Source organism: uncultured Roseobacter sp., from assembly GCF_947492555.1.
Lineage (GTDB): Bacteria > Pseudomonadota > Alphaproteobacteria > Rhodobacterales > Rhodobacteraceae > Roseobacter.
Genome location: NZ_CANLNE010000001.1, coordinates 953,787 through 980,576 on the forward strand (window position 1 = coordinate 953,787; position 26,790 = coordinate 980,576).

Annotated in this window: 30 protein-coding genes; 5 read left to right on the plus strand and 25 right to left on the minus strand. The window is 54.6% G+C overall.

The features are described from left to right. Positions 1–39: 39 nt before the first annotated feature. The 4 genes from Q1A07_RS04620 (at position 40) to Q1A07_RS04635 (ending at position 3,065) form a co-directional block, all read left to right on the plus strand. Complete coding sequence (locus Q1A07_RS04620) at positions 40–1,239, plus strand: DUF1611 domain-containing protein (RefSeq protein ID WP_299778229.1); 1,200 nt, start codon at positions 40–42, stop codon at positions 1,237–1,239. After that, the gene (locus Q1A07_RS04625) at positions 1,236–2,357 is read left to right on the plus strand and encodes an alanine/ornithine racemase family PLP-dependent enzyme (protein ID WP_299778231.1); all 1,122 of its coding nucleotides are present in this window, start codon (positions 1,236–1,238) and stop codon (positions 2,355–2,357) included. The genes Q1A07_RS04620 and Q1A07_RS04625 overlap by 4 nt, the downstream gene beginning before the upstream one ends. Positions 2,358–2,406: 49 nt before the next feature. After that, entirely contained in the window at positions 2,407–2,640 is a 234-nt protein-coding gene (locus tag Q1A07_RS04630; protein WP_299778233.1) for a hypothetical protein, read from the plus strand. Between the two features lie 143 nt (positions 2,641–2,783). Further along, a complete protein-coding gene (locus Q1A07_RS04635) occupies positions 2,784–3,065 on the plus strand; it encodes a hypothetical protein (protein ID WP_299778235.1) in 282 nt (93 codons plus the stop codon). Positions 3,066–3,529: 464 nt separating this feature from the next. Here the strand turns inward: Q1A07_RS04635 and Q1A07_RS04640 are convergent, their stop codons facing one another. The 13 genes from Q1A07_RS04640 to Q1A07_RS04700 form a co-directional block, all read right to left on the minus strand. After that, positions 3,530–3,811 (minus strand): hypothetical protein, encoded by a 282-nt coding sequence (locus Q1A07_RS04640; RefSeq protein WP_299778237.1) that lies wholly within the window; start codon positions 3,809–3,811, stop codon positions 3,530–3,532. Positions 3,812–3,916: 105 nt separating this feature from the next. Continuing rightward, positions 3,917–4,108: a hypothetical protein gene (locus Q1A07_RS04645; protein WP_299778239.1), complete on the minus strand. Its 192-nt coding sequence runs from the start codon at positions 4,106–4,108 to the stop codon at positions 3,917–3,919. A gap of 49 nt (positions 4,109–4,157) precedes the next feature. Further along, complete coding sequence (locus tag Q1A07_RS04650) at positions 4,158–5,279, minus strand: alanine/ornithine racemase family PLP-dependent enzyme (RefSeq protein ID WP_299778241.1); 1,122 nt, start codon at positions 5,277–5,279, stop codon at positions 4,158–4,160. Continuing rightward, a complete protein-coding gene (locus Q1A07_RS04655) occupies positions 5,276–6,466 on the minus strand; it encodes a DUF1611 domain-containing protein (RefSeq protein ID WP_299778243.1) in 1,191 nt (396 codons plus the stop codon). The genes Q1A07_RS04650 and Q1A07_RS04655 overlap by 4 nt, the downstream gene beginning before the upstream one ends. 70 nt (positions 6,467–6,536) lie before the next feature. Further along, positions 6,537–7,364, minus strand: a complete 828-nt coding sequence (locus tag Q1A07_RS04660) for a hypothetical protein (RefSeq protein ID WP_299778245.1) — start codon at positions 7,362–7,364, stop codon at positions 6,537–6,539. Beyond that, the gene (locus tag Q1A07_RS04665) at positions 7,354–7,707 is read right to left on the minus strand and encodes a hypothetical protein (RefSeq protein ID WP_299778247.1); all 354 of its coding nucleotides are present in this window, start codon (positions 7,705–7,707) and stop codon (positions 7,354–7,356) included. Before Q1A07_RS04665 ends, Q1A07_RS04660 begins: the two co-directional genes overlap by 11 nt. Before the next feature lie 414 nt (positions 7,708–8,121). Continuing rightward, positions 8,122–8,673, minus strand: a complete 552-nt coding sequence (locus Q1A07_RS04670; protein ID WP_299778248.1) for a 2OG-Fe(II) oxygenase — start codon at positions 8,671–8,673, stop codon at positions 8,122–8,124. Between the two features lie 58 nt (positions 8,674–8,731). Then, a complete protein-coding gene (locus Q1A07_RS04675; RefSeq protein WP_366944036.1) occupies positions 8,732–9,148 on the minus strand; it encodes a BLUF domain-containing protein in 417 nt (138 codons plus the stop codon). A 249-nt stretch (positions 9,149–9,397) separates the two neighbouring features. After that, a complete protein-coding gene (locus tag Q1A07_RS04680; RefSeq protein ID WP_299778250.1) occupies positions 9,398–10,030 on the minus strand; it encodes a tyrosine-type recombinase/integrase in 633 nt (210 codons plus the stop codon). Between the two features lie 710 nt (positions 10,031–10,740). Beyond that, entirely contained in the window at positions 10,741–11,895 is a 1,155-nt protein-coding gene (locus Q1A07_RS04685; protein ID WP_299778252.1) for a recombinase family protein, read from the minus strand. Next, positions 11,801–12,484, minus strand: a complete 684-nt coding sequence (locus Q1A07_RS04690; RefSeq protein ID WP_299778254.1) for a hypothetical protein — start codon at positions 12,482–12,484, stop codon at positions 11,801–11,803. The genes Q1A07_RS04685 and Q1A07_RS04690 overlap by 95 nt, the downstream gene beginning before the upstream one ends. A gap of 36 nt (positions 12,485–12,520) precedes the next feature. Continuing rightward, positions 12,521–13,537: a hypothetical protein gene (locus Q1A07_RS04695; RefSeq protein ID WP_299778256.1), complete on the minus strand. Its 1,017-nt coding sequence runs from the start codon at positions 13,535–13,537 to the stop codon at positions 12,521–12,523. A gap of 152 nt (positions 13,538–13,689) precedes the next feature. Beyond that, a complete protein-coding gene (locus tag Q1A07_RS04700) occupies positions 13,690–13,920 on the minus strand; it encodes a hypothetical protein (RefSeq protein ID WP_299778258.1) in 231 nt (76 codons plus the stop codon). Between the two features lie 405 nt (positions 13,921–14,325). On the opposite strand from Q1A07_RS04700, the gene Q1A07_RS04705 reads away from it, so the two are divergent. Beyond that, positions 14,326–14,967 (plus strand): alpha/beta family hydrolase, encoded by a 642-nt coding sequence (locus Q1A07_RS04705; RefSeq protein WP_299778260.1) that lies wholly within the window; start codon positions 14,326–14,328, stop codon positions 14,965–14,967. A gap of 465 nt (positions 14,968–15,432) precedes the next feature. Here the strand turns inward: Q1A07_RS04705 and Q1A07_RS04710 are convergent, their stop codons facing one another. The 12 genes from Q1A07_RS04710 to Q1A07_RS04760 form a co-directional block, all read right to left on the minus strand. After that, a complete protein-coding gene (locus Q1A07_RS04710; protein ID WP_299778262.1) occupies positions 15,433–16,287 on the minus strand; it encodes an EamA family transporter in 855 nt (284 codons plus the stop codon). Next, the gene (locus Q1A07_RS04715; RefSeq protein ID WP_299778264.1) at positions 16,284–16,622 is read right to left on the minus strand and encodes a tRNA-binding protein; all 339 of its coding nucleotides are present in this window, start codon (positions 16,620–16,622) and stop codon (positions 16,284–16,286) included. Before Q1A07_RS04715 ends, Q1A07_RS04710 begins: the two co-directional genes overlap by 4 nt. Before the next feature lie 10 nt (positions 16,623–16,632). Continuing rightward, entirely contained in the window at positions 16,633–17,694 is a 1,062-nt protein-coding gene (locus Q1A07_RS04720; RefSeq protein WP_299778266.1) for a tartrate dehydrogenase, read from the minus strand. A gap of 12 nt (positions 17,695–17,706) precedes the next feature. Beyond that, the gene (locus tag Q1A07_RS04725) at positions 17,707–19,158 is read right to left on the minus strand and encodes an NAD-dependent succinate-semialdehyde dehydrogenase (protein ID WP_299778268.1); all 1,452 of its coding nucleotides are present in this window, start codon (positions 19,156–19,158) and stop codon (positions 17,707–17,709) included. 78 nt (positions 19,159–19,236) lie between these two features. Next, positions 19,237–19,728, minus strand: coding sequence for an Lrp/AsnC family transcriptional regulator (locus Q1A07_RS04730; protein WP_299778270.1), 492 nt, complete (start codon positions 19,726–19,728; stop codon positions 19,237–19,239). A 17-nt stretch (positions 19,729–19,745) separates the two neighbouring features. Continuing rightward, on the minus strand, positions 19,746–20,468 hold the full coding sequence (locus tag Q1A07_RS04735; protein WP_299778272.1) for a haloacid dehalogenase type II: 723 nt from the start codon (positions 20,466–20,468) through the stop codon (positions 19,746–19,748). Positions 20,469–20,472: 4 nt separating this feature from the next. Then, positions 20,473–21,900: an aminotransferase class III-fold pyridoxal phosphate-dependent enzyme gene (locus Q1A07_RS04740; RefSeq protein ID WP_299778274.1), complete on the minus strand. Its 1,428-nt coding sequence runs from the start codon at positions 21,898–21,900 to the stop codon at positions 20,473–20,475. A gap of 54 nt (positions 21,901–21,954) precedes the next feature. Next, positions 21,955–22,581 (minus strand): TetR/AcrR family transcriptional regulator, encoded by a 627-nt coding sequence (locus Q1A07_RS04745; protein ID WP_299778276.1) that lies wholly within the window; start codon positions 22,579–22,581, stop codon positions 21,955–21,957. A 9-nt stretch (positions 22,582–22,590) separates the two neighbouring features. Beyond that, on the minus strand, positions 22,591–23,898 hold the full coding sequence (locus Q1A07_RS04750) for a TRAP transporter large permease subunit (RefSeq protein ID WP_366944018.1): 1,308 nt from the start codon (positions 23,896–23,898) through the stop codon (positions 22,591–22,593). 2 nt (positions 23,899–23,900) lie between these two features. Next, complete coding sequence (locus Q1A07_RS21895; RefSeq protein ID WP_366944019.1) at positions 23,901–24,395, minus strand: TRAP transporter small permease; 495 nt, start codon at positions 24,393–24,395, stop codon at positions 23,901–23,903. 56 nt (positions 24,396–24,451) lie between these two features. Next, complete coding sequence (locus Q1A07_RS04755; protein ID WP_299778280.1) at positions 24,452–25,447, minus strand: TRAP transporter substrate-binding protein; 996 nt, start codon at positions 25,445–25,447, stop codon at positions 24,452–24,454. A 37-nt stretch (positions 25,448–25,484) separates the two neighbouring features. Beyond that, the gene (locus Q1A07_RS04760; RefSeq protein ID WP_299778282.1) at positions 25,485–26,606 is read right to left on the minus strand and encodes a Xaa-Pro peptidase family protein; all 1,122 of its coding nucleotides are present in this window, start codon (positions 26,604–26,606) and stop codon (positions 25,485–25,487) included. Between the last annotated feature and the right edge of the window lie 184 nt (positions 26,607–26,790).

Consider the following 26,790-nt stretch of genomic DNA (forward strand, 5'->3'; position numbering starts at 1 on the left):
TGATGTCTTTTGTGCCGGTCATCCTAAAGGACCCTAAACATGGAACCCGACCTCAAGGCGGTGGACACCATCCAACGGAATGTCAACGGCGTGCAAGCGTCCCCATCAGCGCAAAACGAAAGCACGCAATCCAATACTGTAGCTCAGCCGATCATCCCCCCCAGTGCCATTGTCTACTGCGAGGGCAATTTCGCCAAAATTGATGGCAAGACGGCAAACGGCCTCGTGCGTCATTCAGAAGCCTACCGGATCCTATCAGTCATCGACAGTACCCACGGTGGGCAGGACAGCGGGCTGGTTCTTGACGATGCGATGAACAACATACCGGTCTTCAATGATCTGAATGCGGCTCTCGTCCATGAGGCGCTGATCCCTGATACGCTCATCTACGGGATGGCACCCTCGACAGGGAAAATCTCACCATCTGATCGGAGCGTCATTCTGGATGCCATAGCACTTGGTTTGAACATCGTCAGTGGTTTACATGAATATTTAAGCGACGACCCTGAAATCGCTACCGCCGCTTCCCAACGGGATGTCACCATTCGCGACATACGAAAACCCAAGCCAAGCAAAGACATGCGACTGTTTGATGGCAGCGTAGCAGGGGTGGAAGCTCTGCGTGTTGCGGTTCTCGGGACCGATTGCGCCATTGGCAAGCGGACGACGGCGACAGTGCTGGCACGTGCGCTGAACGCAAAGGGCATCAAAACGGTGCTTGTTGGCACGGGCCAGACGGGTTTGATGCAGGGCGCAAAATACGGTGTGGCAATGGACGCCGTGCCGCCGCAGTTCTGCTGTGGCGAGCTTGAGGGTGCGATTGTTGCCGCCTCGGACGGTGAACGGCCTGACGTGATCCTTATCGAGGGTCAGGGCGCGCTAAGCCACCCGGCCTTTTGCACCTCCGCTTTTATATTGCGGGGCAGCCAACCCGATGCGGTCATCCTTCAGCACGCGCCCAAACGCGCCCATCGCTGCGATTTTCCGAATATGCCGATGCCCACCCCTGCGAGTGAGATTGCCCTTATCGAAGCGTTTGCCGATACGAGGGTTATCGGCGTCACACTCAATCATGAAGGGATGTCCGAAGCCGAAATTACGGACGCTATCGCAGCACAATCTGAAAAACTTGGATTGCCTGTGACCGATGCGTTAAGCCGACCGGCAGCGCATTTGCTCGCCATGCTCGTTGCCGCGTATCCGGGCCTGCAGGAAAAAACGCCTGTGGCTGCGGTATGAGCACTCCTCGCATAGAAGTGGATCTGCGCAAGATACGTCACAATACTAAGACAGTTGTTGAGCGGCTGAAGACGCGTGGCATCAGTGTCACTGGAGTGACCAAAGCAGTGTGTGGACATCCTGCCGTCGCTCAGGCCATGCTGGACGGTGGCGCTCTGGGTCTTTCAGAGGCGCGCCTCAGCAACGTGCAGAGGTTGCGCACAGCCGGTCTGACAAGCCCGATTACATTGATCCGAACACCGCTGCTGAGCCAAGCCAATGAGGTCGTACAACTCTGCGAGGCAAGCTACAACACAGAGCCAGTTGTGATCGCAGCCTTGGCCGCTGCCGCGATCCGGGAAAACACGACTCATGGCATTATCCTGATGGTCGAGATGGGCGATCTGCGTGAAGGGATACTGCCGGAGAACTTGGCCACAATTGCACGACACGTCATGAATATGCCCGGTGTTGCGTTGAAAGGTATCGGGTCAAACTTTGCCTGCCTCAGTGGAATAGCCCCCAATGCAAGCAAAATGGCAGCTCTCTGCGACCTGGCGACGGAAACCGAAGGGGCATGTGGCCCTTTCCTCAAAACGGTATCTGGTGGCGGTTCCGCTAGTTTGCCCTGGGCGCTCGGGGGGCAATCGACTGGTCGCATCAACGATCTGAGGCTGGGGGAAGCCATACTTCTAGGCGTTGATCCGGTTACAGGAGATCAGATAGGCGGCCTCTATAAGAGTGCATTCACACTTGTCGCTGAAGTTATTGAGACCGATACAAAGCCGGTATTTCCACCCGCCAACTGTGTCGATCCGGTTTTGGTAAGACTTCGTCTTGTCCCGGAGAGTGGGTACACCACACGTCTGCTCCTCGCCATTGGGCATCAAGACACGGATGTTTCGGGGCTTTCGATGCCTTCCGGACACTCATTTGTCGGCGCAACAAGCGATCATCTTGTCATTTGTACAAGCGGCTCACCGCTACCGGTCGGAACCGAGATGAGATTTCAGATAAACTATAGCGCGTTGATGCATGCCATGGCCGCACCCGACATCGAAACAATGCTGCTCTCGGACCGGTCCCCAAAGACATCGCGAAACATCCAAGGTACAAGCAAAGACCTGGCGTTGGTTTGAAACGCCTCGCTCAAACATGCGAATTCGAAGCACCTAAGGAGATTGACCATTGCCCAAGCTGACGAAAACTACCCTGTTTAAAGCATTTGATCCCCAACCGGAAACAACGATGGACAAGACAACGCGTGTCGTCAGGGAAATAATCGACGAAGAAGCACAGCAAAGACAAGTTAAGATCGCCCGGCTTCGCACTGCCCGGCTCGAGAGGGAAGCGAACACCCCTACAGATGCCGCCTCTGCAACGGAGAAAAAACACGCATCCAAAGTCGCCAAAAAGGGATGACACCGCCGCTGATCCCCTGCTCTCTATTTGCCGCCAAACCTGGCAATTCATAATCTGGTTATGCGAGAAGCAAACAAATAGGTTTCCGCCTCACGTCTCTCCCGACCTTCGCAACCGTTCCCACTCTTTCCGAGGAAGCGTCTATGACAGATTCAGACAAGAACGCAGTAAAGGTTCACTACATCTGCCAGACATATGTTGAGAAGACAGTAGGGCGCGATGGTCAAGTAGCCCTGAAAATTGACAAGCAATTTGAGCATTCAACAGCGTCGGAAGCGCAAAACAGAGCGGAAAGAGAAGTCCGATCCGAAACGTGCGCGGGTGCCGATGCCTACATGGTCAGCGAAGACCCGAACAGCGGCGAAGTCGGATCACCAAGTTTCCTTGTAAGGCTTGGCAATGTTCCAGAATTTGATGAATTCTAAGGCTTTTTAATTGGACTAGTTTCGACCCATAATACCGCACCTCGAATGTAACACAGCGTCTCCCTAAACACGCGTCTTTGCTAGCAGTCCAAAAGACTTTTTCGACAAGGTCTCTTCTACGAAGTTGGGCTTTTTGCACTGCAAAAAGCGGCCATTGGCGCAACGAAAGCGAAATGGTGCTTTGTCCGCACATCGGACCTTCGACGCCGATCTCTCAACGGCAGCTCTGCGGACGAAGCGGACTTGTGCAGTTGCAGCTATTGCTGACGCAGCATTTTCTCGCAATTGCAGCTTAGTTGCCGCCGCGATGCCGCTGATATCATCAAAGCCGTCATTCAGACTTATGGTGTTAGGCCAGTCGGTACCTTGCTTTTCGTTGCGGCTGCGCCAATAGCTGCTTTTCTAGCGAACTCAGCCCAAGGTGGTGAAATGCCTCTTTGAAAACACGTTGCCAGAAGGGTGTTCTAGAAGTCATCAGTTTCCGGGACGTTCCCAAGCCTGACGAGAAAACTTGGTGATCCGACTTCACCACTGTCTGGGTCTTCACTGATCATGTAGGCATCAGCACCGGCGCAGTCGTCGGACTGGGATTCCCGTTCGGCTCTATTCTGGGCTTCTGCTGCCGTTGAATACTGAAATTGTTTGCCAATCTTCAGGCTCGCGTGCCCGTCTCGCCCAGGCTTCTGTTCCACATAGGTCTGACAGATATAGTGAACTTTTGTTGTGCTCTCGTCTGCGTGAGTCATTGGCAAATTCCTTCTGGTGGGTCCGGTCGCTTAGGCAGATTGAACGACGCAGACGAAACGTGAATTGTTGCGACGTGGTCGCCTTGGCTGAACCGGTCCGATGCCCTAGCGTGACGGCTTTATCGGAGTGTTGGCTTCTCGTTCAAGGCGCGCGTTACGAAGACGGTTAATCTTGGTTTGTCGCTGCTCGGCCTCTTCTTCGACCATTTTCCGAACGACACGGGTTGTCTTGTCCAATGGTGTTTCCGCCTTGGAGCCGTGCGCTTTGAATACGCTTGTTTTTGTCAGCTTTGCCAAGAGGCAATCTCCTTTTTGATTTCATCCAGCCTTGTCTGAACAGGACTGTTCAAACTAATGTCAGGTGTTTGCCTGGGCCATGGACCTTGTGTGCGTTTGTCGCAGGTCTGTCATTGCGCCGATTTATCTGAATATCCGGGGCGGCCATGGCGCGCATCAATGCGCTATAGTTCATCCGAAACCGCATTTCCGATCCGACGCAGGGCGTTGCATCACATGTGCCAATGACAAGATGATCGCTTGTTGCGCCGATAAGTGTGGTGCCAGCAGGCATTGAAAGCCCTGCTGCGTCGGTGTCCTGATGCCCGATGGCAAGAATAATCCGCGTGATTTTTGAAATGTCAGGAACACGTCGAATTCTTGCCAAGGTGTGATCGGCGTTGCCCACAACCGGGTGCACAGACTTGGCATCCGTCTCGATCACTTCGGCGACAAGCGTAAAGGCGTCCCGGTACATACCACCAATCTGATCCCCTGTGACTGGATCGACACCAAGTAGTATGGCTTCACCAATGCGCAGATCGTTGATCCGGCCTGTGGCATGCCCGCCAGTCGCCCAAGGCAGGTTTGCAGAATTGCCGCCAGATACTGTCTCAATGAATGGGCCACACTGCCCCCCCACATCATTCGCTAGCACAGACAATGCCCGCATCTTTGCAGCCGCCGGGGCGATCCCGCTGAGACATGCGAAGTTGGCCCCAATGCCCTTCAGTGCCACACCGGGCATATCAACAACACGCCGTGCCAAGTCGCCAAGATCTTGTGGCATGATCCCTTCGCGCAGATCACCCATTTCCACCATCAGGATTATGCCGTGAACCGTGTTTTGTCGGAGTGCAGCAGCGGCCAAAGCTGCGATCACAGACATCTCTGTGTTGTAGCTTGCGTCGCAGACTTGCACGACGTCATTGACCTGACTCAGCATTGGTGTTCGGATCAACGTAATCGGACAAGTCACACCAGCCTGTCGTAACCGCTTCACATTGCTCAAACGCGCTTCGGCCAGGCCCGCAGCGCCACCGTCAAGCATGGCCTGTGCGATGGCTGGATGCCCACACGTGGCTTTCGTCACCGCGGTCACACGGATGCCACGTCTCTTCAGCCGTTCAACTATCGTCTGCGTGTTGTGACGTATCTTGTGCAGGTCAACTTCGATGCGCGGGCAATTCAAACCGCGACCTTGGGTGTTCCTTGCTGCAGACCGGGATAGGCCGCAGCAACCATCGCCAGCAAATGTGCCGTTGGTCTACTGAGCGCGTCAGTGACGGGCAGCCCAAGTTTTTCGCTTTGAGCTGCAATCGTGTTCGTGATCTCGGCTTCTGACATCCCCTCGTGATTGAGCGTGATGCCGATGACCTTGGTGTCAGAAAAGGCCTCGATCAAAGCAATCTCGCTTGCCGGGGTGGGCATTGGCATATTGGGAAAATCGCAGCGATGGCTGCGTTTTGGGGCATGCTGAAGGATGACGGCGTCGGGTTGGCTGCCGCGCAGGATAAAGGCCGATGTACAGAACGCCGGATGGCTGAGCGCACCTTGGCCCTCGATCAAAATGACATCGGGTTGTTCCGCCTCCGAGGCGGCGACAATCGCACCCTCAAGTTCGCCGCAGCAGAATTGGGGTGGAACGGCATCCATGGCCACGCCATATTTTGCGCCCTGCATCAGGCCCGTCTGACCCGTGCCAACCAGTACAGTCTTGATGCCCTTTGCGTTGAGGGCGCGTGCCAAGACCGTCGCAGTGGTCCGTTTTCCGATCGCGCAATCGGTCCCCAGTACTGCGATGCGTAGCGCATGGACATTCGCGACGCTGCCGTCGAACAAGCGCATGTCTTTGCTGGCTTTGGGTTTGCGGATGTCGCGAATGGTGACCTGTCCGTCCGATGCGGCTTGCGCAATTTCGGGATCGTCACTGAGATATTCATGCAAGCCGCTGACGATGTTCATGCCGCGCCCAATCGCATCCAGTACGACCCCACGATCAGCGAGCGAAAGTCGCCCTGTTGAGGGGGCCATCCCATAGATAAAGGTATCAGGTTTGGCGGTTGCATGGGCGACGGCGGCATCTAGGTCTTTGAGAATTGGTACGTTGTTGACCACGTCATTAAGAACCTGCCCGCTGTTCTCGCCACCGCGAGCGCTGTCGATGACCGAGATGATCTTGTAGGCCTCTGAATGACGCACGAGCCCGTTGGCCGTCTTGCCATCAATTTTGGCAAAGTTGCCCTCGCAATAGATAACCGCTGTAGGGATCTGGGTGAGCGAAGATGATTGTGCCTGTGTGTCACGTATCATAGGCGGCGCCTGAGCGCCCCCGACGGGGCGGCGACCGGTATCTACCGTCTGGATTTCGGTTTTCATCTTGTCTTCCTTTTGATGTTGAGACTGTCGTTCGACGAGGTGTTGAGGCGGACCTCTTGGCGTCACGCACTTAGTTATTTAGAACGCACAGACCCTTGGATTTTTGAAAGTTCCGATTGCATTCCCAACGGTTGCCAGACCTGTCGAGATGGGCGTTTGCGGGAATTTCGATTACTTGGCAGCCTGCACCGGAAGCGGCATATCCCCGCTGGCATTTCCACCCCTCACCGTAAGACGCATCGTCGAAATATGCGAACTCAGGGATGATCACGGCCTCGCACAGACCGTCCTGTTCGAAAAACCCACGTTCACATGACCAAGGCTGACCGTAGCGTGAACCGTTCAGATATCCGTTGATCGGAACCGTGATTGCCGCGCAACTGTCTTCCGCCTTCTCAAACCCGCGTCCACATTCCCACGTGGATCCATAGGTCGCGTCCACTAGAAAGCCGTTTTCAGGCACGACGATCTCTTGGCAGATATCGTCAACTTTGAAATATCCGCGCAGGCAGTGCCAACCTTCGCCAGAAGGGGCCAGAAAACCACCGTCGGGGACAATGACTGTAACGCAGGCTGTTTCATCGACCTCGCGAAAGCCGTGATGACATTCCCATCCGGATCCATAGGTGCGGTTTGTCGCATAGGCATTTTCAGGGACTACAATGGCTGCACAGCTTTCCTCACTTGGCCGAAACCCGATGTTGCATTCCCAACCTTCGCCATAGCTTTTTGCGCTGGCGTTTTCTGGGATGGTTTGCGCAATGGCAGGCATTGCAAGGAGCAACAGAGCAAAGACGGGTCCCATGAAAACGACCCCAAGCATTCGGGCATCCGCCAACAACCGGACCCCATAGACCGTCGATGGAGATTGCTGTGATGTCTTTGATTTATGATCCATCTAACTCAAGCCCCGCGAGGCAAGCGGCTGCGAGGTCACGGTCTGGCGTATCTGTACCGGGGCGCGTGGCCCAGCCCGTTTCCATCATTGCATTGCGGCGGCCAAAACTAGAGAGATCCTGAAGAGTTGCGAGCTTCTCTGTGCGTTCCGGATCAGCCGCTGACATATTGAGGCAGACCGGCACCATCGCCAAAGTCACCTCTTCAGCAGCCAAGTCCTGTGCCATGGTTTGGGCACTGCCGCTTGTTGTCCAGCCCCCCCATGAGAAGCCCAAGATAGAAACCGCAATCGCGCCACCCAAAGCACCGTAGATGCCGGGTTTCGTCCATTCTGGAAAAGTCATTTATTTAATCCTTTGACGGAGAGAGTGTCGCTTCACTGTTTGTTGCGCTGACAAAACATTTTGTCAGAGCCTTAGCTACGTCGTTCGGCCGCGCGCGCATGATCCAAGCGAGATCACACATCGCAGGCCTTTCTGCCACCAAAGCAAATGAAGCTGACACGAGCGCGATGCGGTCGTGCGCAACAACATCGCTGACCGCTCCAAGCGTCAGGTCCCTGCTCCGGAATGTGACAATCGAATTTTGATGATAGATGATTGCAGTTCGTTTAGGCAGGCGATGCGCCTTTGCGAAAGAAAACCACAACTTCGTATGCGCTACATATTCGCCTCGCGCCTCTTTTACAAGGCTAGCTAACCTGACGGTTTTCCCAATAGCGCCGATAGCGTTATCTCTCGAGCCTCTTGATGCCCAACTTAGCGAAACGCGGGGCCATGCGCCCAGACTGTAAGCGAACGCCGAATGCCCCACTCTATCGGCGTTACTTGATGCAGTGCAAAGCTCGGAAAAACGCTAACGGCACCTTGGGCCCGATTGGCCAATTCAATTTGCGCACTTGGCCTGATTTCCAAGTCACCCCCGTCGTAGGTTTCCGGATTGCTCAATTGCAAAACAAGCGTGAGCTTTCTTTTGAAAGCCACGCGGCCAAGGCCAATGTCAGAATGCCAAGCAAAATGGGCCCCGTTGGCTGCATCGTAAGTCGCGATTTGCGGGCTTTCCGCAAATTCGCGTAGATCGAAATTAAATTTTTGGTTGTTAGAATGACTAACAACCTCGATCAACCGGGTCATCACCCAACTCAGTTCTCCGACATCGTCCATCCAAACAAGATTTGCATTGCGCTGGATATGGTTGCGATTGCCGCCGACAAGCTTCGCTTCATTGGTTGGCACATCGGCGATTGCCGCAACAATGCGATCACATTCCCACGCGGTAAACGCATCTAGCACCGAGTGCACGGTCATCATTCAGCGCACCATTTACATTTCGTGGATCGCGAATGCGTCGCCACGTGAAGGGGCTTGTTCAATGCACTGACGGTTTCTCGGATCGATCCGACAAGTCCGTGAATACTTTTATTATTTCTGCTGGCTCTGCACGGTCAAGTGCCGCGTTTGCGATCTCTTCTTCCGTCCAAATCCAAGTCTTCGCAGGATCATGAAGCATCGCCCAACTTGCAAACATCCGGCTTTCTATCTTGTGGTTCAGTAGCTCTTTGACCCCAGCATGACGATCATCTTGACTGATCCGCTTATAGGCTGCGCGCACTGCATCTTCCGGACCTTCCAGCAATTGCAGGTAGATGTCATGTCGACAAATCAACGCGCCGGTCACGTCATCCCGCTTATTACAATGTCTAGCATCGAGCAAAATGCCCGCCAGTGTCGGCTCGTCGTACCCAAACGGCTGTGACACATAAACGATCTGAATGAGATTTGTGATGGTTCGGCCCCCTACGGGATTGAGCTATGCATGAAAATACAAGGAAGAGGCACGATCACATCGCTTCAGATGTAGACTGTAAGGCTTCGGGGACGCTGTGTCTCGACCAAAGTGAACGAACCGCCAATTTGGAGAAGATTGAGGTTCTTGCCCTATAAACTCATAGAGTGGGCTCAAAACCGCCCACCGCCGCACGAAAGACAAAAAAACCTTCGAAATGGCTAACGGCGAGCCGTTAGCCAAATTGGGTCAGATGTCTATACGCTCAGCGATGCTTAGAGCATCGTCGAGCTCGACGCCCAAATATCGAACGGTACTATCGATTTTGGTGTGACCCAGCAGCAGTTGGACAGCGCGGAGATTGCCGGTTTTTCGATAGATTTCCGCGGCCTTCGTGCGGCGCAATGAATGCGTGCCGTACCCACTCGGCTCTAACCCGATTGCCGTCACCCAATCGCGGACAATTCGACCGTATTGTCGCGTCGATATGTGCGGGCGGTCGTGGAACCGGCTTGGAAACATGAATTGGCAGGCAAACATCCCCGGTGCTTTGATCCAACTATGGACAGTTTTGCGTGTGTTTTCCGTGAGTTCAAATTGAACGGGTCGTTTTGTCTTGGATTGGATGACGGAAACCCGCTCGCGCACGTGGTCATCTTTGACCAGATCTGACACTGCGAGTTTGACGAGATCGCAGCCGCGCAATTTGCTGTCGATAGCGACATTAAACAAAGCCAGGTCTCGTAGATTGTTGGCAAGTTCCAGCCGTGCCCGGATCGCCCAGACCTGTTTTGGCAGCAAGGGTCGTTTCTGACCGATGATCCGCCCCTTGTTCCAGGCTCTGCGTCTTGGGGTGGTTGCGGGAAGTTGGACTCTTGGCATGATATGCCCCCCGATCCTCCCTCCGCGCCAATCATCAGCACCGTGCTGACCACGCGATTGTATCAGCAAATGACAAGGTTAGTTCTTGAGCGTCTACTGAACGTACGGTTTGCACCAATGGCCGCTACTTTGGCTGCGTTGCGGCATAGATTGTTTCGCACATGCAGCGATTTTCACGCTGCGTGCGCACGCAGCAAAAAATCCGGACTCACAGAATGGGGTCTGAGCCGCCGTTCGCTGCACTCCACTCGAACGTCGGCTCCAGGAATTTCCGGCATCAAAATCATCATACAGCATACATCAGGTTGAGTACTGCTTCCCTGTTCGTTACATCAAACTCACTGTTATCGGAACGGGATTTCCCTGTTAATGAACTTAGGGAAATCGCGCCCAAGCCACTGTTCTTTAGTTCGCAATCAATACAGCAAGCTCAAACAATCGCAAAATCGGCAGTTTTTCCCTGTTTTTTGCCTGTTATCAGGAAATTTCACCGCAGACTGGTTAGCTCGAAACTACCTGCACAGCCAAACACTCCTGACATTTCAGCTAGTGAGAGATTGCCCTGGTATTGTGACGAGTTTTCCGCTGCTTGGCACAGGCGGTTTCCGACAGAGACCCGCACGTGAGCGCAGATCAGGCCAATTTCAGGCCGTAGTCTCAGGTGGCGATTCCCACGGTACGAGTTTGGGGGGGTTTAGTAAGGTCTTGGCTTACGGCTTCGCAAGTTGCTCGCGCTGTTCTGACCAGACGGCTGGGACACCCGACTTAATGAGACGGTCAGACGTCACCCCCTCCGACTGCTCACCAACTGCTATCGCGTCCAGGATGTCTGGCGCGAGCATCGCAAGATCAACAATATCCTGCACCCGGCGCTTTGATGTGCCCTCAGCCTGTGCGATCTCAGTGAATGTCTTGCCGGCAATAATCATCGCCATCCACCTCTGCGCTTTGACGATGTTCTGAACCAACGTCGGATCGACATCCGATGGCGCGTCCCCAAGATGCAGTTTCAGCTCGACACCGCGCCTGCGCATCCGGAAGGGCGACATGAGGATCAGTTCTTCTGTATTAATCCGGTCTGCATCACATTTAAGAACCGAGGTAAGTTTGGTCTGACACAACCGAACGGACACTTCTCCCGGGCTCAGGTCAGCGCGTTCGATCAGATGCAGACATTGCGTGGTCTGCCGGATGGCGTGCAGGTTAGCTGATTTGGCGGTGACGTCTGACGCGGGCAGATCACGGACAAGCCGCGTTGCAACATCGTGGCGCTGCAGATGCTTTTTCACCAGATCGGCGATCAGCGCCTCCATCTGTTCCGCGGGCAACCGCCACGCATCCGGGTGCTTCCGGCTCCGGTCCTTCACCAGTCTGTGAGAGATGTAGTAGCGCAGACGCTTGCCATTCTTCCGGCTATGGCTGGGCGTCAAGCGGTCGCCGGTTTCATCAAAGAGCTTTCCCGCCAGCGGCGATCGTATGGCCTTGCGCTTTGTGCCCCGGGCCTTTGCAGCTCCGTCTTTCAGCGTCTGCTGGACCTTGTCCCAGATCACCGGGTCGACAATTGCCGAATGCTGTCCCTCGTAAACCTGCCCTTTGTGCCGGATGCGCCCTGCATAGATCGGGTTGCTCAAGAGATGATGGATGTGGCCGCGATCGAACGCTGTGCCACCGGAGACGCGCCCTGCCCTACGCACCCGCCGGCGTGACCTGAGACCGAGATCTTCCGCGCGCTCTTTCACGACCCGAATGAGACCATGTTCCAGATACAGTTCATACAGAGCCCTGATGGTTTTCGCCTCGTCCACGTTGATCTTCAGCGTCCGGCCATCCGCCTCGTAAGCGCCGAAGCGCGGGGTCGGTTTCACTGGCGACTGCAAAGACACGCTCGATAATTTGGGCCGAGACCCGCGATGCCAGCCCCACAGGCAATTCAAGGGCAGTAAGGCGTCCAGTGATGAGCTCTGCAAGCAATGCGTTTTGCGCCGCGCCACTAGGCTGACTTGTTCGCCAACGGACGCGCGCGATGAGTCTTGAACGCAATGCGTCTTCATCTGGGTTACTCTCGAGCCAAGATCTGAGTTTGCCGCTCTGCTGTGTGGTCAGCAAAAGGTCTTTGAGAGGAGCAGCGTCTGCGCCGGCATTGACCGCGTGCCAATATGCGATCCCGGTGACCCCGCCCGGCAAATTTGCGGCGCTTTCGGTCCCAATTTTCATATTGGTATGAACGACCAAAGATACGTCGGCTACCTCACCTTCTCGGCTCGTAGCCCAGAAGCTTTCAAGTGCGTCACGAGAGTCTTTGCTCGCGAGCGTCAGGGTGCGATCGCTGGCGCTGTGCTTGACCTGGGTCTGCTCGATGCCGCCGCTGTCGCTCTCAACATCAAAATCTTCAAAGATTTCGATCAGCAAGCTATCGGTTTCGGAGAGGTTCAGCCAGGCGACTGCAGTTTCCAACAGCTGGAAGCGAGGTTAGAGCGGTGACGCCCCCGTTCACCGAGGCCAAAGTTGTTGATGTGAGATCCCTTCCCGGATTTGAAGACAAAGACCAACTCGTGCTGCGAGCGATAAAAGGCGCCCATGCCAGCATTTGTTTTGCCCATCCCCGTGAGAGGCCATTTCTCCAGCCTCTTCGATTGCTTCGTCGTCAAGCAATCCAGCCAACGTCCCGACACTCAGGACGCGAGGTTCATCTCCAACTTCAAACTCAATGTCACCGTCGTCAATTGCAGCAAAGAAATTCGAAAGCAGCGGGACGGTCATTCTGTCGATCCAGTCCTCCTCGCCACGGAACCCTACAGAAAACACGGACGTTCCTTTGGTGTCGCGCTGCATCCAGGCTGGAACCAACTCGGGATCCTCGACCGCACTAAAATGCTCCGTATGACCCCAGTATCCTTTCTCCGTACGCTCGGTGTTATCGGCATCTTTATGTGAAACGAGCTGAACTTTTCCCTGAAGCGCGAACTTTTCACCATCCTGCGTGTCATACACAGTGGAATAGAATACCGTTCTGAGATCGGACACTGCGAAGGTCGCATTTTTGCCAATCCCGAAAGATCCGCCGGATGTTTCGGTCGCCTTGTTGCTCTTGCCAGAACTCTTGACCAACGCGTGAAACTTGGACGAGGCGTCGTTCGGTGGTCCCTCCAAACCGGTTGTGTTGTAGTCGGCAATCTCAAGAACAGGGATGAACAGGTTAGACACCACGTCATTTGCGTTTTCGAAAAAGTCTCGATCCTTGTCGTTTCCGGAAGCACGAGCGGTCTTGAGGCAAACGGAAATCGTTTCTCTGAGCTTTTCGATGCCAGGGATATCGCTGGCTGGTACCTGATGCTCACGCAGAACCATACGAACAGGGCGTCCATTCGCCGCGTCCAATGTGTTTTGTCCGGCCTCTTTGCTGCAGCTCACAAACGGGGTATCCCGGAAGGTCTCAATACCGGCGTGCCCCAGACCTTCGACCTCACCCGCCTGGTTTTCGAGGAACATCAGTTCAGTTTCACTCATCGTAAAACACCTCAACTCTGTCACACACATTCACGTTCGTTCCTGACGTGTGGTCTCTTTTCGAAATGAACTTTCGATCTTCAGCCAAATCCTTTAGATTTCTCGCCTTTCTGCAGTAGTGGCGGGAGTTCGCGGCTTTCTGGCTTAAGACATCAATCAATCCGGAAACCATCGTCGCTACCTTTGTCACCACGTGAAAAGCGTCCCTTCGCAGAGTCGAGCTCTTTCTGCAGAGCCCGAAAAATTTTGCGGATGTCTTCGTCAGCGAACTCGTAGGCCGATCGGTTCGACAAATTGCCGATCAGTCGGAGATCCTTGATCGCCCGATTGACTCTGTTCTCCGCGAGTTCCACGAACTTCGCCCTCTTATCGCGCTTTTTCATCCGATATTCCGCCCTGTCGCCGTACAATGTTATTATGTAGGCAACAGAAGCAAATTAAGCAATATATGTTAGTAACATTTTCAATATATTATATACCATTTGCCAATTGATATAGCTGCAATTTGTAGGCATAGATCTTCTAACAATCTGTTTTCGGTTGATTTTTCAAAACTCTGAACCCTGTGACAGCGGGCACGCCATAGAATCCAGCACTTAATCCATTTCCGACACGGTCTGACAATCGCAATGCGTCGGGTATGAGCAACCAAGGAAGCGAAGTTCCCAAGCAGAGGACGTCCAATCTGTGTGATATAAGCAGAAACATAAGCGGGATTTGTTACTGCAGATGTCCGGTGTACCATCTTCTTTAATACGCTCTCTGAAACCTCATAAGAAAACGACACAGTGCAGACCAAGTTCCTTGAGTTAAGTCCCGAAGTAGCAAGCGCAACTATCCTGTTAGCGCATGGAGCCGGTGCGCCGATGGATTCCCCCGCAATGACGGCGATTGCGGAGGTGTTGATGGAACAGGGCCTGAGAGTTATTCGGTTTGAGTTCTCCTACATGGCGAAACGCAGAACCGAGGGCACGAGGAAGCCCCCGCCACGCGCTGAAAAACTGAACTCGGAGTACCTCGCAGCAATCGAAGAGCTACATGCTGATGGCCCGCTGATCATAGGTGGGAAGTCCATGGGTGGGCGTGTTGCCAGCATGATCGCCGATGAGCTGTTTGAAGCGGATCATATCGCTGGCTTGCTCTGCGTAGGCTATCCATTCCACCCCATTGGGAAACCTGAGAAGCTTCGGACTGAGCATCTCAAGCACCTGCAGACCCCAACAATGATCTGTCAGGGAACGCGTGACCAGTTTGGTTCGAAGGACGAAGTCGATGAGTATGAGTTTTCCGCAGCAATCCAGATGCGTTGGTTTGAAGATGGCGACCACGATCTGAAGCCGCGTAAACGCGTTTCTGGCTTCACGCGCGCGGATCACATCAGCTCCATGAGCACAGCGGTTTCGTCATGGGTCGAGAGTCTTGTCGGTTAGAGAGCAGTGCGCGCCGTTTTTGCGGGGCTTGGTTGGGTGTCCCACGGCCCACAGCCAACATTTAACATAATGGCGCTTAGGCGCCGCTGCGTATGCGAAAAACGAAATAGCAGACTTTCGCCGCAGCCTTCCTTGAGGTCAGGAATGCGGGAAAACCGGACTTGTGCAGTCGCAGCTATTGCTGACGCAGCATCGCTTCGCACTTGCAGTATCCCCTTGGTTGCCGCGCCGCAGGCGTCGCCAAACCGGTCGTTTACAGGCTTCGAATAATTGGCCGCAGTAGCAATATTGATCCCCCCCGAGACATAGAAACTCCACAAAAGCGAGCAGGTTGCATCCTGCTGCGTTGAAGCAAAGTGGTGCACTTTAAGGACGTACTCAATGTCGGGCGACCTTACTCAAGAAACAGGAAGTGGTGAAAGTTGTGTGAAAAAGAACATAAACCACGCTGATGTTCGATGAGATTTATGTTCTTGATCCTCCATGAACGACGGTGCCGCCAAGTGTTATCAACGCGATTGCAGCAACGAGTTGCCAACTCGCAGTCCCCATGCCAAGCAACAGCATCAATAATGTCGAGAAAACTGGCGCCGAGTATCCAAGGACGCTTAGAAATGCCGCTTGACCATAGCGCATTCCTAAATCCCAAAGAAAAAACGCTCCGCCAGCAGGGCCAAGACCGAGACCCAGAATTGTCAGTACATGGTAAGTATCCAACTCCGTCCATATCGCGCCATGAGCAACCCAAAGGACACCACAAAATAAAGATGCACCAGCACAGATGGTTGTCAGAGATGCGACGGAATCGAGCATTTCAACGCGCCGTAGATTAGAAAAAAGGGCCCAAAGCACCGCCCCAAGGAAGGCAAGTGCGTAGCCGACGGCCTCGGAAGACTGCAGACTGATGCCGTTCCCACCAATCAGAACAGCAACACCCAAGAAACCCAGTGCAGCTCCGGCATAGCCACGCCAGCCGCTTGACAGATTAAAGAACGCGTTTCCAAGGATGATCAAACAGGCTGGCCAAAGGTAGTTGATCAAAGACACAGGGATCGGAGCAGCGTGATGAAACGCCTCCAGATATGCGAGATGATATGCCGCCAGAAGAGCCGCAAACACCCATACACTGCGCGTCAGGGGCGATGCGGGCACCTTGCCCGTTGCAGCGCAAATGACCAGTCCAAGCCCTGCGGCGATCGCAAAGCAGAGTGTCAGTACCAGGTAGGGTGGCAGACTGGCCGAGTAAGCCCCAAGCGCGCCCAATGTCCCCCAGGATAAGATGGCAAGCGCGCCCAGCCCGGTGTGGCGCAGCGACGTCAAAACACCTCGCTTCCCAGAACAGCGTCATGGGTCGGTTGCAGGAGAATGGTTTCGCCTGCCGCGTTGGGCACACCCATGACCAGCACCTCGGATTTGAACCCGGCGATGTTTCGCGGTGGCATATTGACCACGCAGATCACCTTGCGATCAATCAGATCATCCTGCGCGTAGTTGGTGATTTGCACGCTGGACCAGCGCTGGCCAAGTTCGCCGAAATCAACGCAAACCTTGTAGGACGGGTTGCGCGCGCGGGGAAAATCCTTGACCTCGACAATCTTGCCAAGCCGCATTTCGATCCTGACAAAGTCATCATAAACGATTTCATCTTTTTTCATTTCTTCTTCCTTAATTGAGGGCGGCCAATACGGCCGCTTCGGATGCCGCGGTATCGCCGGTTCCGCCCAGATCGCGTGTCTTTGTATCATCTCTCTCAAATGAGGTTTCAATGGCCCGCTCGATCTCTGCCGCGGCGTCGGTTTCGCCGAGATGGTCCAGCATCATCGCCGCAGTCCAAACGGCAGCAATGGGATTGGCGATGCCTTTGCCCGCAATGTCAGGAGCCGACCCGTGAACCGGTTCAAACATCGACGGAAACTTTCCTTCGGGGTTGATGTTGGCGGATGGTGCAATGCCGATGGAGCCTGCCACAGCGGGTCCAAGGTCAGACAGGATGTCACCAAAAAGATTGGAGGCGACGACCACGTCAAACCAGTCGGGATGCAGCACAAAATGCGCCGTCATGATGTCGATGTGGAATTGGGACATTTCGATCCCAGGATGCCGTTCACCTGCTGCAGCAAAGCGTTCGTCCCAGAATGGCATTGTGTGGATGATACCGTTGGACTTGGTCGCGGATGCCACCTTTTTACGAGTCCTCGTTTTTGCCAGTTCAAAGGCATAATCCATGATGCGATCGGTGCCAAAGCGGGTCAGGATGCTTTCCTGAATGGCGGCCTCGCGGTCTGTGCCCTGATACACACGCCCACCGATCTCGGAATACTCGCCTTCGACGTTTTCGCGCACGACGACAAAGTCGATATCCTCGGGCCCACGCCCGGCCAGCGGCGAGGTGATCCCGCGCAGCAAGCGCACGGGGCGCACGTTGGCATATTGATCCAGCTCGCGGCGCAGCGGAATGAGCAGACCCCAAAGGGAAATGTGATCTGGCACGCCAGGATAGCCAACCGCACCAAGGTAAATGCTGTCATATGCTTTGACCTGTTCGATACCATCATCCGGCATCATTTTCCCCGTTTGATGATACCGTTCACAGGACCAGTCGAACTCTGTCCATTCCACGGCAAAGCCATGTTTTGCGGCGATCTTGTCAATCACCCGTTGACCGACGGGCAGAACTTCTTTTCCGATGCCATCCCCGGGGATGGCCGCAATGCGATAAGTTTTCATGGATGTCGCTCCTTACGCGATGCCGCCGATATGCAAGGTTTTCACTTCAAGGTATTCATCAATGCCCTGATGCGCGCCCTCGCGGCCCAGACCGCTTTCCTTGATGCCGCCAAAGGGTGCCACTTCGGTTGCAAAGCCGCCGACATTCAGACCGATCATGCCGACCTCCAGTTCCTCGCTCACGCGGAAACTGCGGGTCAGGTCGTTGGTATAGAAATAGGCCGCAAGCCCGAATGCGGTGTCATTTGCCGCGCTGACCGCTTCGTCCTCGGTATCAAACCTGAACAGCGGCGCAACGGGGCCAAAGGTTTCTTCATGCGCCATAACCATGTCTGCGGTCGCATCCGTCACGATGGCCGGAGAGATAAAGCGTTGGCCTGCGTTCGTCAGTTCACCACCAACAAGGATTGTGCCGCCTTTGGCTGTAGCGTCCTCGAGGTGGCTTTGAATTTTGGCAATGGCGGCGTCATTGATCATCGGGCCGATGTCGACGCCTTCAAATCCATCGCCGACGGTCATTGCCCTTACCCGTTCCGCAAGTTTTGCGGCAAAGGCGTCATAGACACCGGATTGTACGTAAATCCGGTTGGCACAGACACAGGTCTGCCCGCCGTTGCGGTATTTCGAGGCCATGACCCCTTCAACCGCCAAATCCAGATCCGCATCATCAAAGATGATGAAAGGGGCGTTGCCGCCCAGCTCAAGACTAAGCCGCTTCATGGTGCCGGCGCATTGTTCCATCAGCAGCTTGCCCACGCGGGTGGACCCCGTGAAGGACAATTTTCGTACGGCACTGCTTTGGGTCAGCGCTTTACCCACTGGGATTGCCTCGCCGGTGACAATGTTAACGGCGCCTTTCGGAAAGCCGGCCCGTTCTGCCAGCACGCCCAAAGCAAGGGCGGTGAAAGGCGTAAACTCGGATGGCTTGATAACAACGGGACACCCGGCAGCAAGGGCAGGCGCGATCTTGCGGGTGATCATCGCGGCGGGAAAATTCCACGGTGTGATGATTGCACAGACGCCAACCGGCTGTTTTGTCACAAGAATACGGCGGTCTTCAACCGGGCTCGGGACGGTTTCGCCGTAGACGCGTTTGCCTTCCTCGGCGAACCACTTCACGAAAGATGCGGCATAAGAAATCTCACCCTTTGACTCAGCCAGCGGCTTGCCCTGCTCCAGGGTCATCAGGGTCGCAAGATCGTCTTGCGCCTCAAGGATGAGCGCGTGCCACTTCTCCAGCAGCGCAGCTCGATGTGCAGCTGTGGTCTTTCGGAACGTCGCAAAGCAGGCCTCGGCCGCGGCGATGGCGCGGCCCGTCTCGGCCTCACCGCAAGACGGCACTCTACCCATGATCGCAAGCGAAGACGGATTGTCGACTTCCATCACTGCACCGGTGTCGGCGGTGATCCATTCGCCCGCAACCAGGTTTGTTTCGCGGAACAAAGATGCATCGCGTAGCTTCATAGTCTTTCCTTTCAGATGGTCGAATGGTCGACCGGTTGGCACGGTCACCGCCAAGACGTTCAGGGATTTTGAGTTTGGTCAGTCCCGTTCCACCAGGTCGCGGACAGGGACGGCATGCCGACTAACCACCGGCTTTATCGCAATATACGAAAAGTACTTGTCGATCCCGAGGTTCCGCTCAAGAAGCTCTTCCATGATCTCCTGATACTGCGCCACGCCGCGCGCCACGAATTTGACCAGATAATCATATCCACCACTCAGCAGATGACACTCCATGACATGCGGGTGTTTCCGGATCTCGATCTCGAACTTTGTAAAGTCTTTCCGGCGATGATCAGACAGGGTGATTTCTGTAAAAACGACTACATGTTCCGCCAGCTTCTTGAGATTGAGGACGGCACGGTATCCATCGACATACCCGGCCTTTTCCAGCCGTTTGACGCGCTGAAGGCAGGGGCTTGGCGAAAGCCCGACGGCATCGGCAAGGGCAACATTGGTGATGTTGCCCTGCTCCTGAAGTGTGGACAGGATGTTGATGTCGATCCGATCAAGCCTTGGCGAACCCGTCATGTGCCGTCTCCATGTGCCTACCCGGCCAATTCAGCCTGGTGCGCCCTGGCCATGTCAATCATGCTGTTGAACTGGAAATCATAGGTCGGCATGTCACCAGGATTCATCGTTGCACCAAAACCCTCTTTATCGTGACGGCGATAGATCCAGCAATTCGCCAGCCCGTATTTGTTGGCCGGACCGTGATCGTGGAACATGCTTTCCGCCGTGTGAAGAATATCTCCCTTTTCAATACCCTGACGCTTAAGCATCTCCAGCATGTAGTCAAAGTTGCGATCAAACGGCTTGTAGCTGCCGACGTCTTCAGCGGTATAGACCCCGTCAAAGAACACGCCCAAACGCCGGTTAGCGCCAGAGAAGGTCAGGTTGTCCGTGTTGGTCAGAACGACCAGTTTGAAGTGCTTTTTCAGATATGTCAGCGCTTCGACACTGTCATCAAAAGCGGGCCAGTGACGCGCGTATTTGCCATAGGCTTCACAGTTTTCCCATGTAACTTCGACACCCCACTCTTCCGCCAGGCGGCGATAGACGACCGGCAACAATTCGTAATACTTCTTGGACGGTGTGTAGCGCTGCGTCGTGCTTTCATAGAAAGCATGCGCCTCAAGGATGTCGTCACGCGACAGCGCGCGGCTCACCCGGTCGGTCAGGGGCTTCAGACCGGTCACCATGCCGGTTTCCCAGTCGATCAATGTGCCATAGACATCGAATGTCAGGGCCTTGTAGTCGCTCAGTTTCATCAGGTTATCCTTCTATGTCCAGAATTGTATCCAAAGTTGCGCGCAGGCGGCTGATCAAGATGTCGACTTCTGCCTTGGTGATGCAAACGGGTGGTGCAAGTCCGATTACATCATCCGCGAAAGCCCTGAAGATGACACGGTTTTCGTATCCGGCCTTTGCCAGCCTTCCTGCGACGTTCAGATCTTTGGCCGGTTTGGCCTTGGTTTTTTTGTCGGTAACAATTTCCACCGCTCCAAGCAGCCCTTTGGCCCGCACATCACCCACAACCGGATGATCCAGCAAAGTCTTGAGCTGCTGCTCAAAGTAGGCACCTACAGACTTTGCGTTCTCGATCATGCCACCCTCGTAGAGCTTGATGATCTCGAGTGCGACAGCAGCGCTGACCGGGTGCCCGGAATAGGTAAAGCCATGACCAAAAGGCACGCCATTGGGTGCGGCATCCGCTATGGCCTGATAGATCCGGTCAGAGACAAAGACGGCACCCATTGGCGCGTAGCCCGATGTCAGTCCCTTGGCGGTTGTCAGGAAGTCAGGCGTCAGACTTTCATGCTCACAGGCAAACATCGGGCCTGTGCGCCCAAAGGCCGTGATGACTTCGTCAACGATAAAGAGAATACCCAATTCGCGGCAGGTTTCCTGCATCGCTTTGGCATATCCTTCCGGCAGTACGATCACGCCACCGGAACCCTGGACCAGCTCCATAATGAAGGCCGCGACATTGTCAGCGCCCAGTTCTGCGACCTTGGCTTTCAGGTTTGCCACACCCTGCGCAATGATATCTTCATCCGATGTCAGGTCATTGCGATACGGATAGGGCGACGGGATGTGATGTTGCCACTGCATCGGGACGTCAAAGTTATCCTGAAACACCGGCAACGCTGTTAAGCCAGCGCCATTCGAGGTCGAGCCGTGATAGCCCTTTTCCAGTGCAATGAACTGTTTCTTCGTCGTTTGGCCCAAGCCATTGAAGTAGTAACGGACCATACGAATGACGGTGTCTACAGCGTCGGATCCACCCAACGTAAAGAAGATATGGTCAAGATCACCGGGTGACAGCTCGGCAAGTTTCGCTGCAAGCTCGATTGCGGGTTCACTGCCAAAGTGAAAGTAGCCCGTTGCATAGGGCAGACGCCGCATCTGCTCTGCCGCTGCATCGACGACCGCGTCGTGCCCATAGCCTGCATTGACACACCACAGACCTGCAAAGCCATCAAGGAGTTCGTTGCCTTCAATGTCGGTCAGATAAACCCCTTTTCCGGATTTCATAACCGTGACGCCGCGCTCTTCATGTGCCCGGATCGGCACGACAGGATGGAAATAGTGAGCGCGATCTTTTTCTACGAGCGAGTTAGAGGTCATGAGGGTCAGTTCCTTCTTGGCTTTCGCCTCATCATAAGTCGGACGGTCAGACAGAAAGAACGATTTGCGCACAAGAACAGCACCAGATTCCGAATTTCAGATGCATTGCAGCACAATATGCTGCAGTTATCTGGCTGTAAATTCGGGAATTAAAATGCCCTGCGCTCTCGCAAGCCAGTCACGCAGCATTTTATGGAAATATTCGGGTTCTTTGCGCCATTGGCTTTGGAAGGCCATGCCGCGCACAAGGCACATGAATTCGTTCATCATTGCCTGGCGGAGTTCGGGATCACAGCCGAATGCGGCCAGTTCAATATGCCAGACATCGTTCAGAGCGTCGTTAAACTTCTGCGACTCTACCGATACGTAGTTGAGTTCTTCCATATCTACGCGGGCTTCTGAGATGTAGTCCATCGAGACATGAAAAACACCGCTCTGGTAACGCTCCCAAATATAGTAGGTGAGGTCTTTTAACTTGTCCCGACCGGGCGGCAAAGTCCGCGCAAAGTCGCGAACCAAAGTGACTTCGCGTTGCAACATGTCAGCATAAGCTGCTCGGATCAGTAGATTTCGCGACGGAAAATGGTGCAACATCGCGCCTCGGGATACATTGGCCTCCCCCGCTATGTCCTGGGTTGATGTATGGGCGAGTCCACGTTTGGCGATCAATGATTGAGCGGCATCCAGGATCTTTGCCTTAGTCGCCGCAGATCGTTCGGCCTGGGTGCGGCGCGGTTTTGTTGTTTGATCCATGGCGTCTTATCACCCCAAAACGCTTGGAAGCCAAAGGGCAATTGCGGGAAAGATCACCATCAAAAGTCCGGCCAGACACATGAGAAGAAAGAACGGCGTGGCATAGGCGGCAACGCGGTGAATAGGTTCGCCCGAAATGCTCTGGATCACAAACAAGTTGAAACCGACCGGCGGTGTCATCAGTCCCAGTTCGATCATGATCACCAGAAAAATGCCAAACCAGATCGGGTCGAAACCGGCGGCCACAACGACCGGCAGTGTGATGGGCAGGCTCATTACGATGATTGATATGCCATCCAGAAAGAAGCCAAGGATGATGTAAAAAATAGCCAGGAGAGCAATCAGCACAAATGGTGAAAGATCCAATGCGTCAATCGCCAGCGCGATGTTGCGTGGGATGTGCATATAGCCGATGGCAGACGACAGAAACGCAGCACACATCAGGATCGAACAGACCATACAAGACGTCTTGAGCGCGTTTATCATCGATTGGCGCAGCATCGTACGCGACAGTTGTCCGCTCAATCCGGCAAACATCAAAGCCGCAAACACGCCGATTGCCGCCGCTTCAGAAGGTGTGGCCCAGCCTGTATAAATGGACCCCAGCACAATGGCGATCAGACCCAAAACTGGCGCAAGGTTTCGAAAAATCGCGCCTGCCCTGGCGTCTTCCGCGTCGATTTCACCTTTGGGAGCGAGTTCAGGTGACACGTAACACCGCCCGGCAAGATAAAACGCATAAAATGCTGCAATCATCAGGCCCGGCATGATGCCGGCGATGAACAGTTTTGCAATCGATACCTCAGCCAGCACGCCATAGATGATCAAGACGATGGACGGCGGGATGAGCAAGCCCAGGCTGCCCGCACCGGCAAGGGATCCAAGTGCCAGACTTTGAGAGTATCCGCGTCGGCTCAACTCATTTGTGGTGATCCGGCCGACCGTCGCGGTGGTCGCAGCACTCGACCCTGACACCGCCGCAAATAATGTTGAGCCAAGGACATTGGTGTGGAGAAGTCCTCCCGGTATTCTGGACACTAGGGGCGCGAGCCCTTTGTACAGGCGTTCAGAAATGTCTGTGCGGAACATGATCTCTCCCATCCATATGAACATCGGCACAGCGGCCAGTTCCCAGGATGAAGCGCTGCGGACAATGATGCGGCTGGCAATTGCCCCGATCCGATCCGGAGGAAACCCCATGAAGGCAAACAGCGAAACGGCGGCGGCTGTGGCGAGGGCAAGAAAGACCCACATGCCCGACGCAAGGACGGCAAGCATCAGGGCAAATACGGCAAGGGCTGCTGTGACCGGATCCATGATCAGACCTCCTGTGTTTCGGTGTAAAAGGGGCGAATGACGCTGGCAGCCAGCTGTAGGACGAGCAGGCAGGCACTGACAAAAACGATAAGGTCTGGTATCCACAAAGGCACCTCGGCGACACTCTCGCTGACAGCGCCCCGGTTCCAGTTCTTCACCAGGTTTCGCCATAAGAAGGTGCAGAAGTAGGCTCCCAGGCCGGTCCCAAACGTGGCCACCACCCCCTGCAACCACAATTGGCCCCTCGGAGGCAGTCGGTTCGTCAGAAGATTGACCTGGATCATCCCACCATCGCGCAAGGTCCAGGATAGGCTCAGAAATGTGATCGAGAGCACAGAGAACCCAATGAACTCATCAAGAACATGGGTAGAGGTGTCAAAGAGGGATCTGAGGACTGTTTCCAAAAGGATGTGCGAGACAGCGTAGATCAGAATCACCCCTGCGCAGATCAAAGCAAGAAGTGAAAGTGAGTCGATGGCGCGCAAAAGAAGTCGCATCCCAGCCCCCTAAGACGGATTTGCCGTGGCGCAGGATCGCGCCACGGCTGAGAATTTTACTTAGATTTCGCGGCGTTGAAGGCGTCGATCAGCGCCTGACCGCGCTCGCCGGTGCTTTCGAGCCAGTCGTTGAGGGCGGCTTTACCGGCAGTCTGAAGCGCGCTCCGGTACTCATCGTTGGCTGAGGTTACAACCGTGACCTTGTTTTCTTCCAACTGCCCATAGGTTGTCCCCAGCCGATCAGGGATCGCTGCCCAGTTTGCTTCCCGTGTTTCCGCGGCAGCTTCAAGCACGGCGGCTTGTTGTTCCGCGCTCAGATCATCGAAGACGTCTTTGGAAATGTGCACGAAATTCAGCGGGATCGCATAGTTGTAGATTTCGGTGAACGTGTCGAAATGCTCCCAGAAACTGCCAGACACACCACCTTCGGCAGAGGTCAGAACCGCATCAATCGCACCGGTCGAGATAGACGGCACGACATCCGCCCAGGACAGGCGCACAGCTGCTGCACCCATTTCATTCAGCGCCGTGGTGCCGTTCTTGTCATAGGTCCGGATTTTCAGACCATCCAGCGCTGCGGCTGAATCGACACCGTCACGCGCCCAAATGCCGGAAGGCGGCCAGGGTGATGCGTAAAGCAGGATTTGGTTGTTCTCTTCAAACACCTTCTTCAATTCAGGCTCGGACACTTTGTAAAGAAGTGCCGCCTCTTCGACCGTTGTCACAAAGAACGGAAGCGATGAAATCAGGAACAGTGGGTCAATGCCCCCAAGCGCACCGCCGTAGGTATCGGCAATCTCCAGCGCGCCCTCGCCTACGGCGTCAAAGTGATCGGCAGACTTGTAGCCAAGCGCACCGCCGTAGTGCACGATGACTTCAACCGACCCGCCTGACTTTTCTTTGACAAGATCTGCAAACCGAGCATCACCGACGCCGTGGATTGAGGTGGCAGAGTATTCGTTTGACAGGTTCAGCGTCACGTCTTGTGCGCTTACCGTTCCGGCTGTCATGAGCGACAGCGCTGCAACGCTCGCAAATAGCATGTGTTTCATTTCTTTGTCTCCTTGTTGGATGATGTGTTGGTTCGTGTCAGGCGCCGACTGTCATCGAAGCGATGTCATGTGGCATGTCCGTCAGCATTTCGTAGCCGTCTGCGGTGATCAGCACGGTGTCGGAATGGCGATAGCCACCCTGTCCGCGCCAGTAGATGCCCGGCTCAATGCTGATCACCATGTTTTCGGCCAGGATGTGGTCGCTCCCCTCGGCAACCCACGGACCTTCATGACCGCCCATGCCAATGCCATGGCCCGTGCGATGCAGAAGATTGTTTCCAAAGCCTTCGGCGCGCAGGAATTCCAGAACCTGATGATCAACGTCATGGCAGCTTGCACCGGGTCGCAGCGCGGCAAAGCCGATGCGCCCTGCTTCAACCATGGTGTTGAACACCTCAGTGTCTTCTTTGCTGGGAGGAGACACAAAGAAGGTCCGTTCTGTTTCTGCGGAATACCCGTTTACACGCAGGAACGAGAGGCCGACATTAGGTCCTTCAATCAACGTGTCCCCGGGCTCTGGAAATCTGTGCGGCTGGGCGCTGAACGGGGCTGCCCAGATGCCCTGCCAAATGTTTGAGATATAAGGGTCCAGGTGGCCTTCCTGCTGGATGATCTCTTCGCGCAAGAGGCTGTTGGCTTTGTCAGTTTCGGTGATTTTCTTGCGCAACCTGGCAAGGCCCATGGCCAACTCAAGGCCGCGGTCCGAATACTTGGCTGCTTTACGAATTGCCGCAACCTCAGCATCGCTTTTCACCATGCGAAGCTGTTCGACAAACGGCAGGACCTTCGGGGACCAATCTGACAGTGCAACCAGGAGTTCGCCGGTTATTTCCATCTCGACGCCGATCGTGGCGTCCTTTGGCAAGATACCCTCCAGCGCTTCAAGATAACTGCCACCTGCCGGGGCCGGATAGTCGATGTATTCGACGAGATCATGCGGAACCGCGATGGTTCCCATGTTCTCCGCTTCGATCCGGGGTGTCAGGAACAATGGCTTTCTGCCGGGTCGTACGACAATGAAAAACGGGCGTTCGAATGGTTCGTACCGGAATCCCGTAAAGTAAAAGATGCTGTCCTTTGTTGAAATCAGGAACGCATCGAGTTCTGCATCCGCAGTTTTCTTCTGCAGCATGGAAAGGCGGGTTTCGTATTCTGACATGAGCTCCCCATAAACAATCAGTCTTGACTGTTTTTAAGAAGACAGGATCGTCACGGTGTTTTGTGCTGATTTGGCGAACCAATCAGCACAATCCACGGTTTTGACACGTTTCTGCAGAATTAAATAACGGCATTGCCTGTTTCATGGATAACCCGGAACCCGTGATTCCGTTTCTGCGATCTTA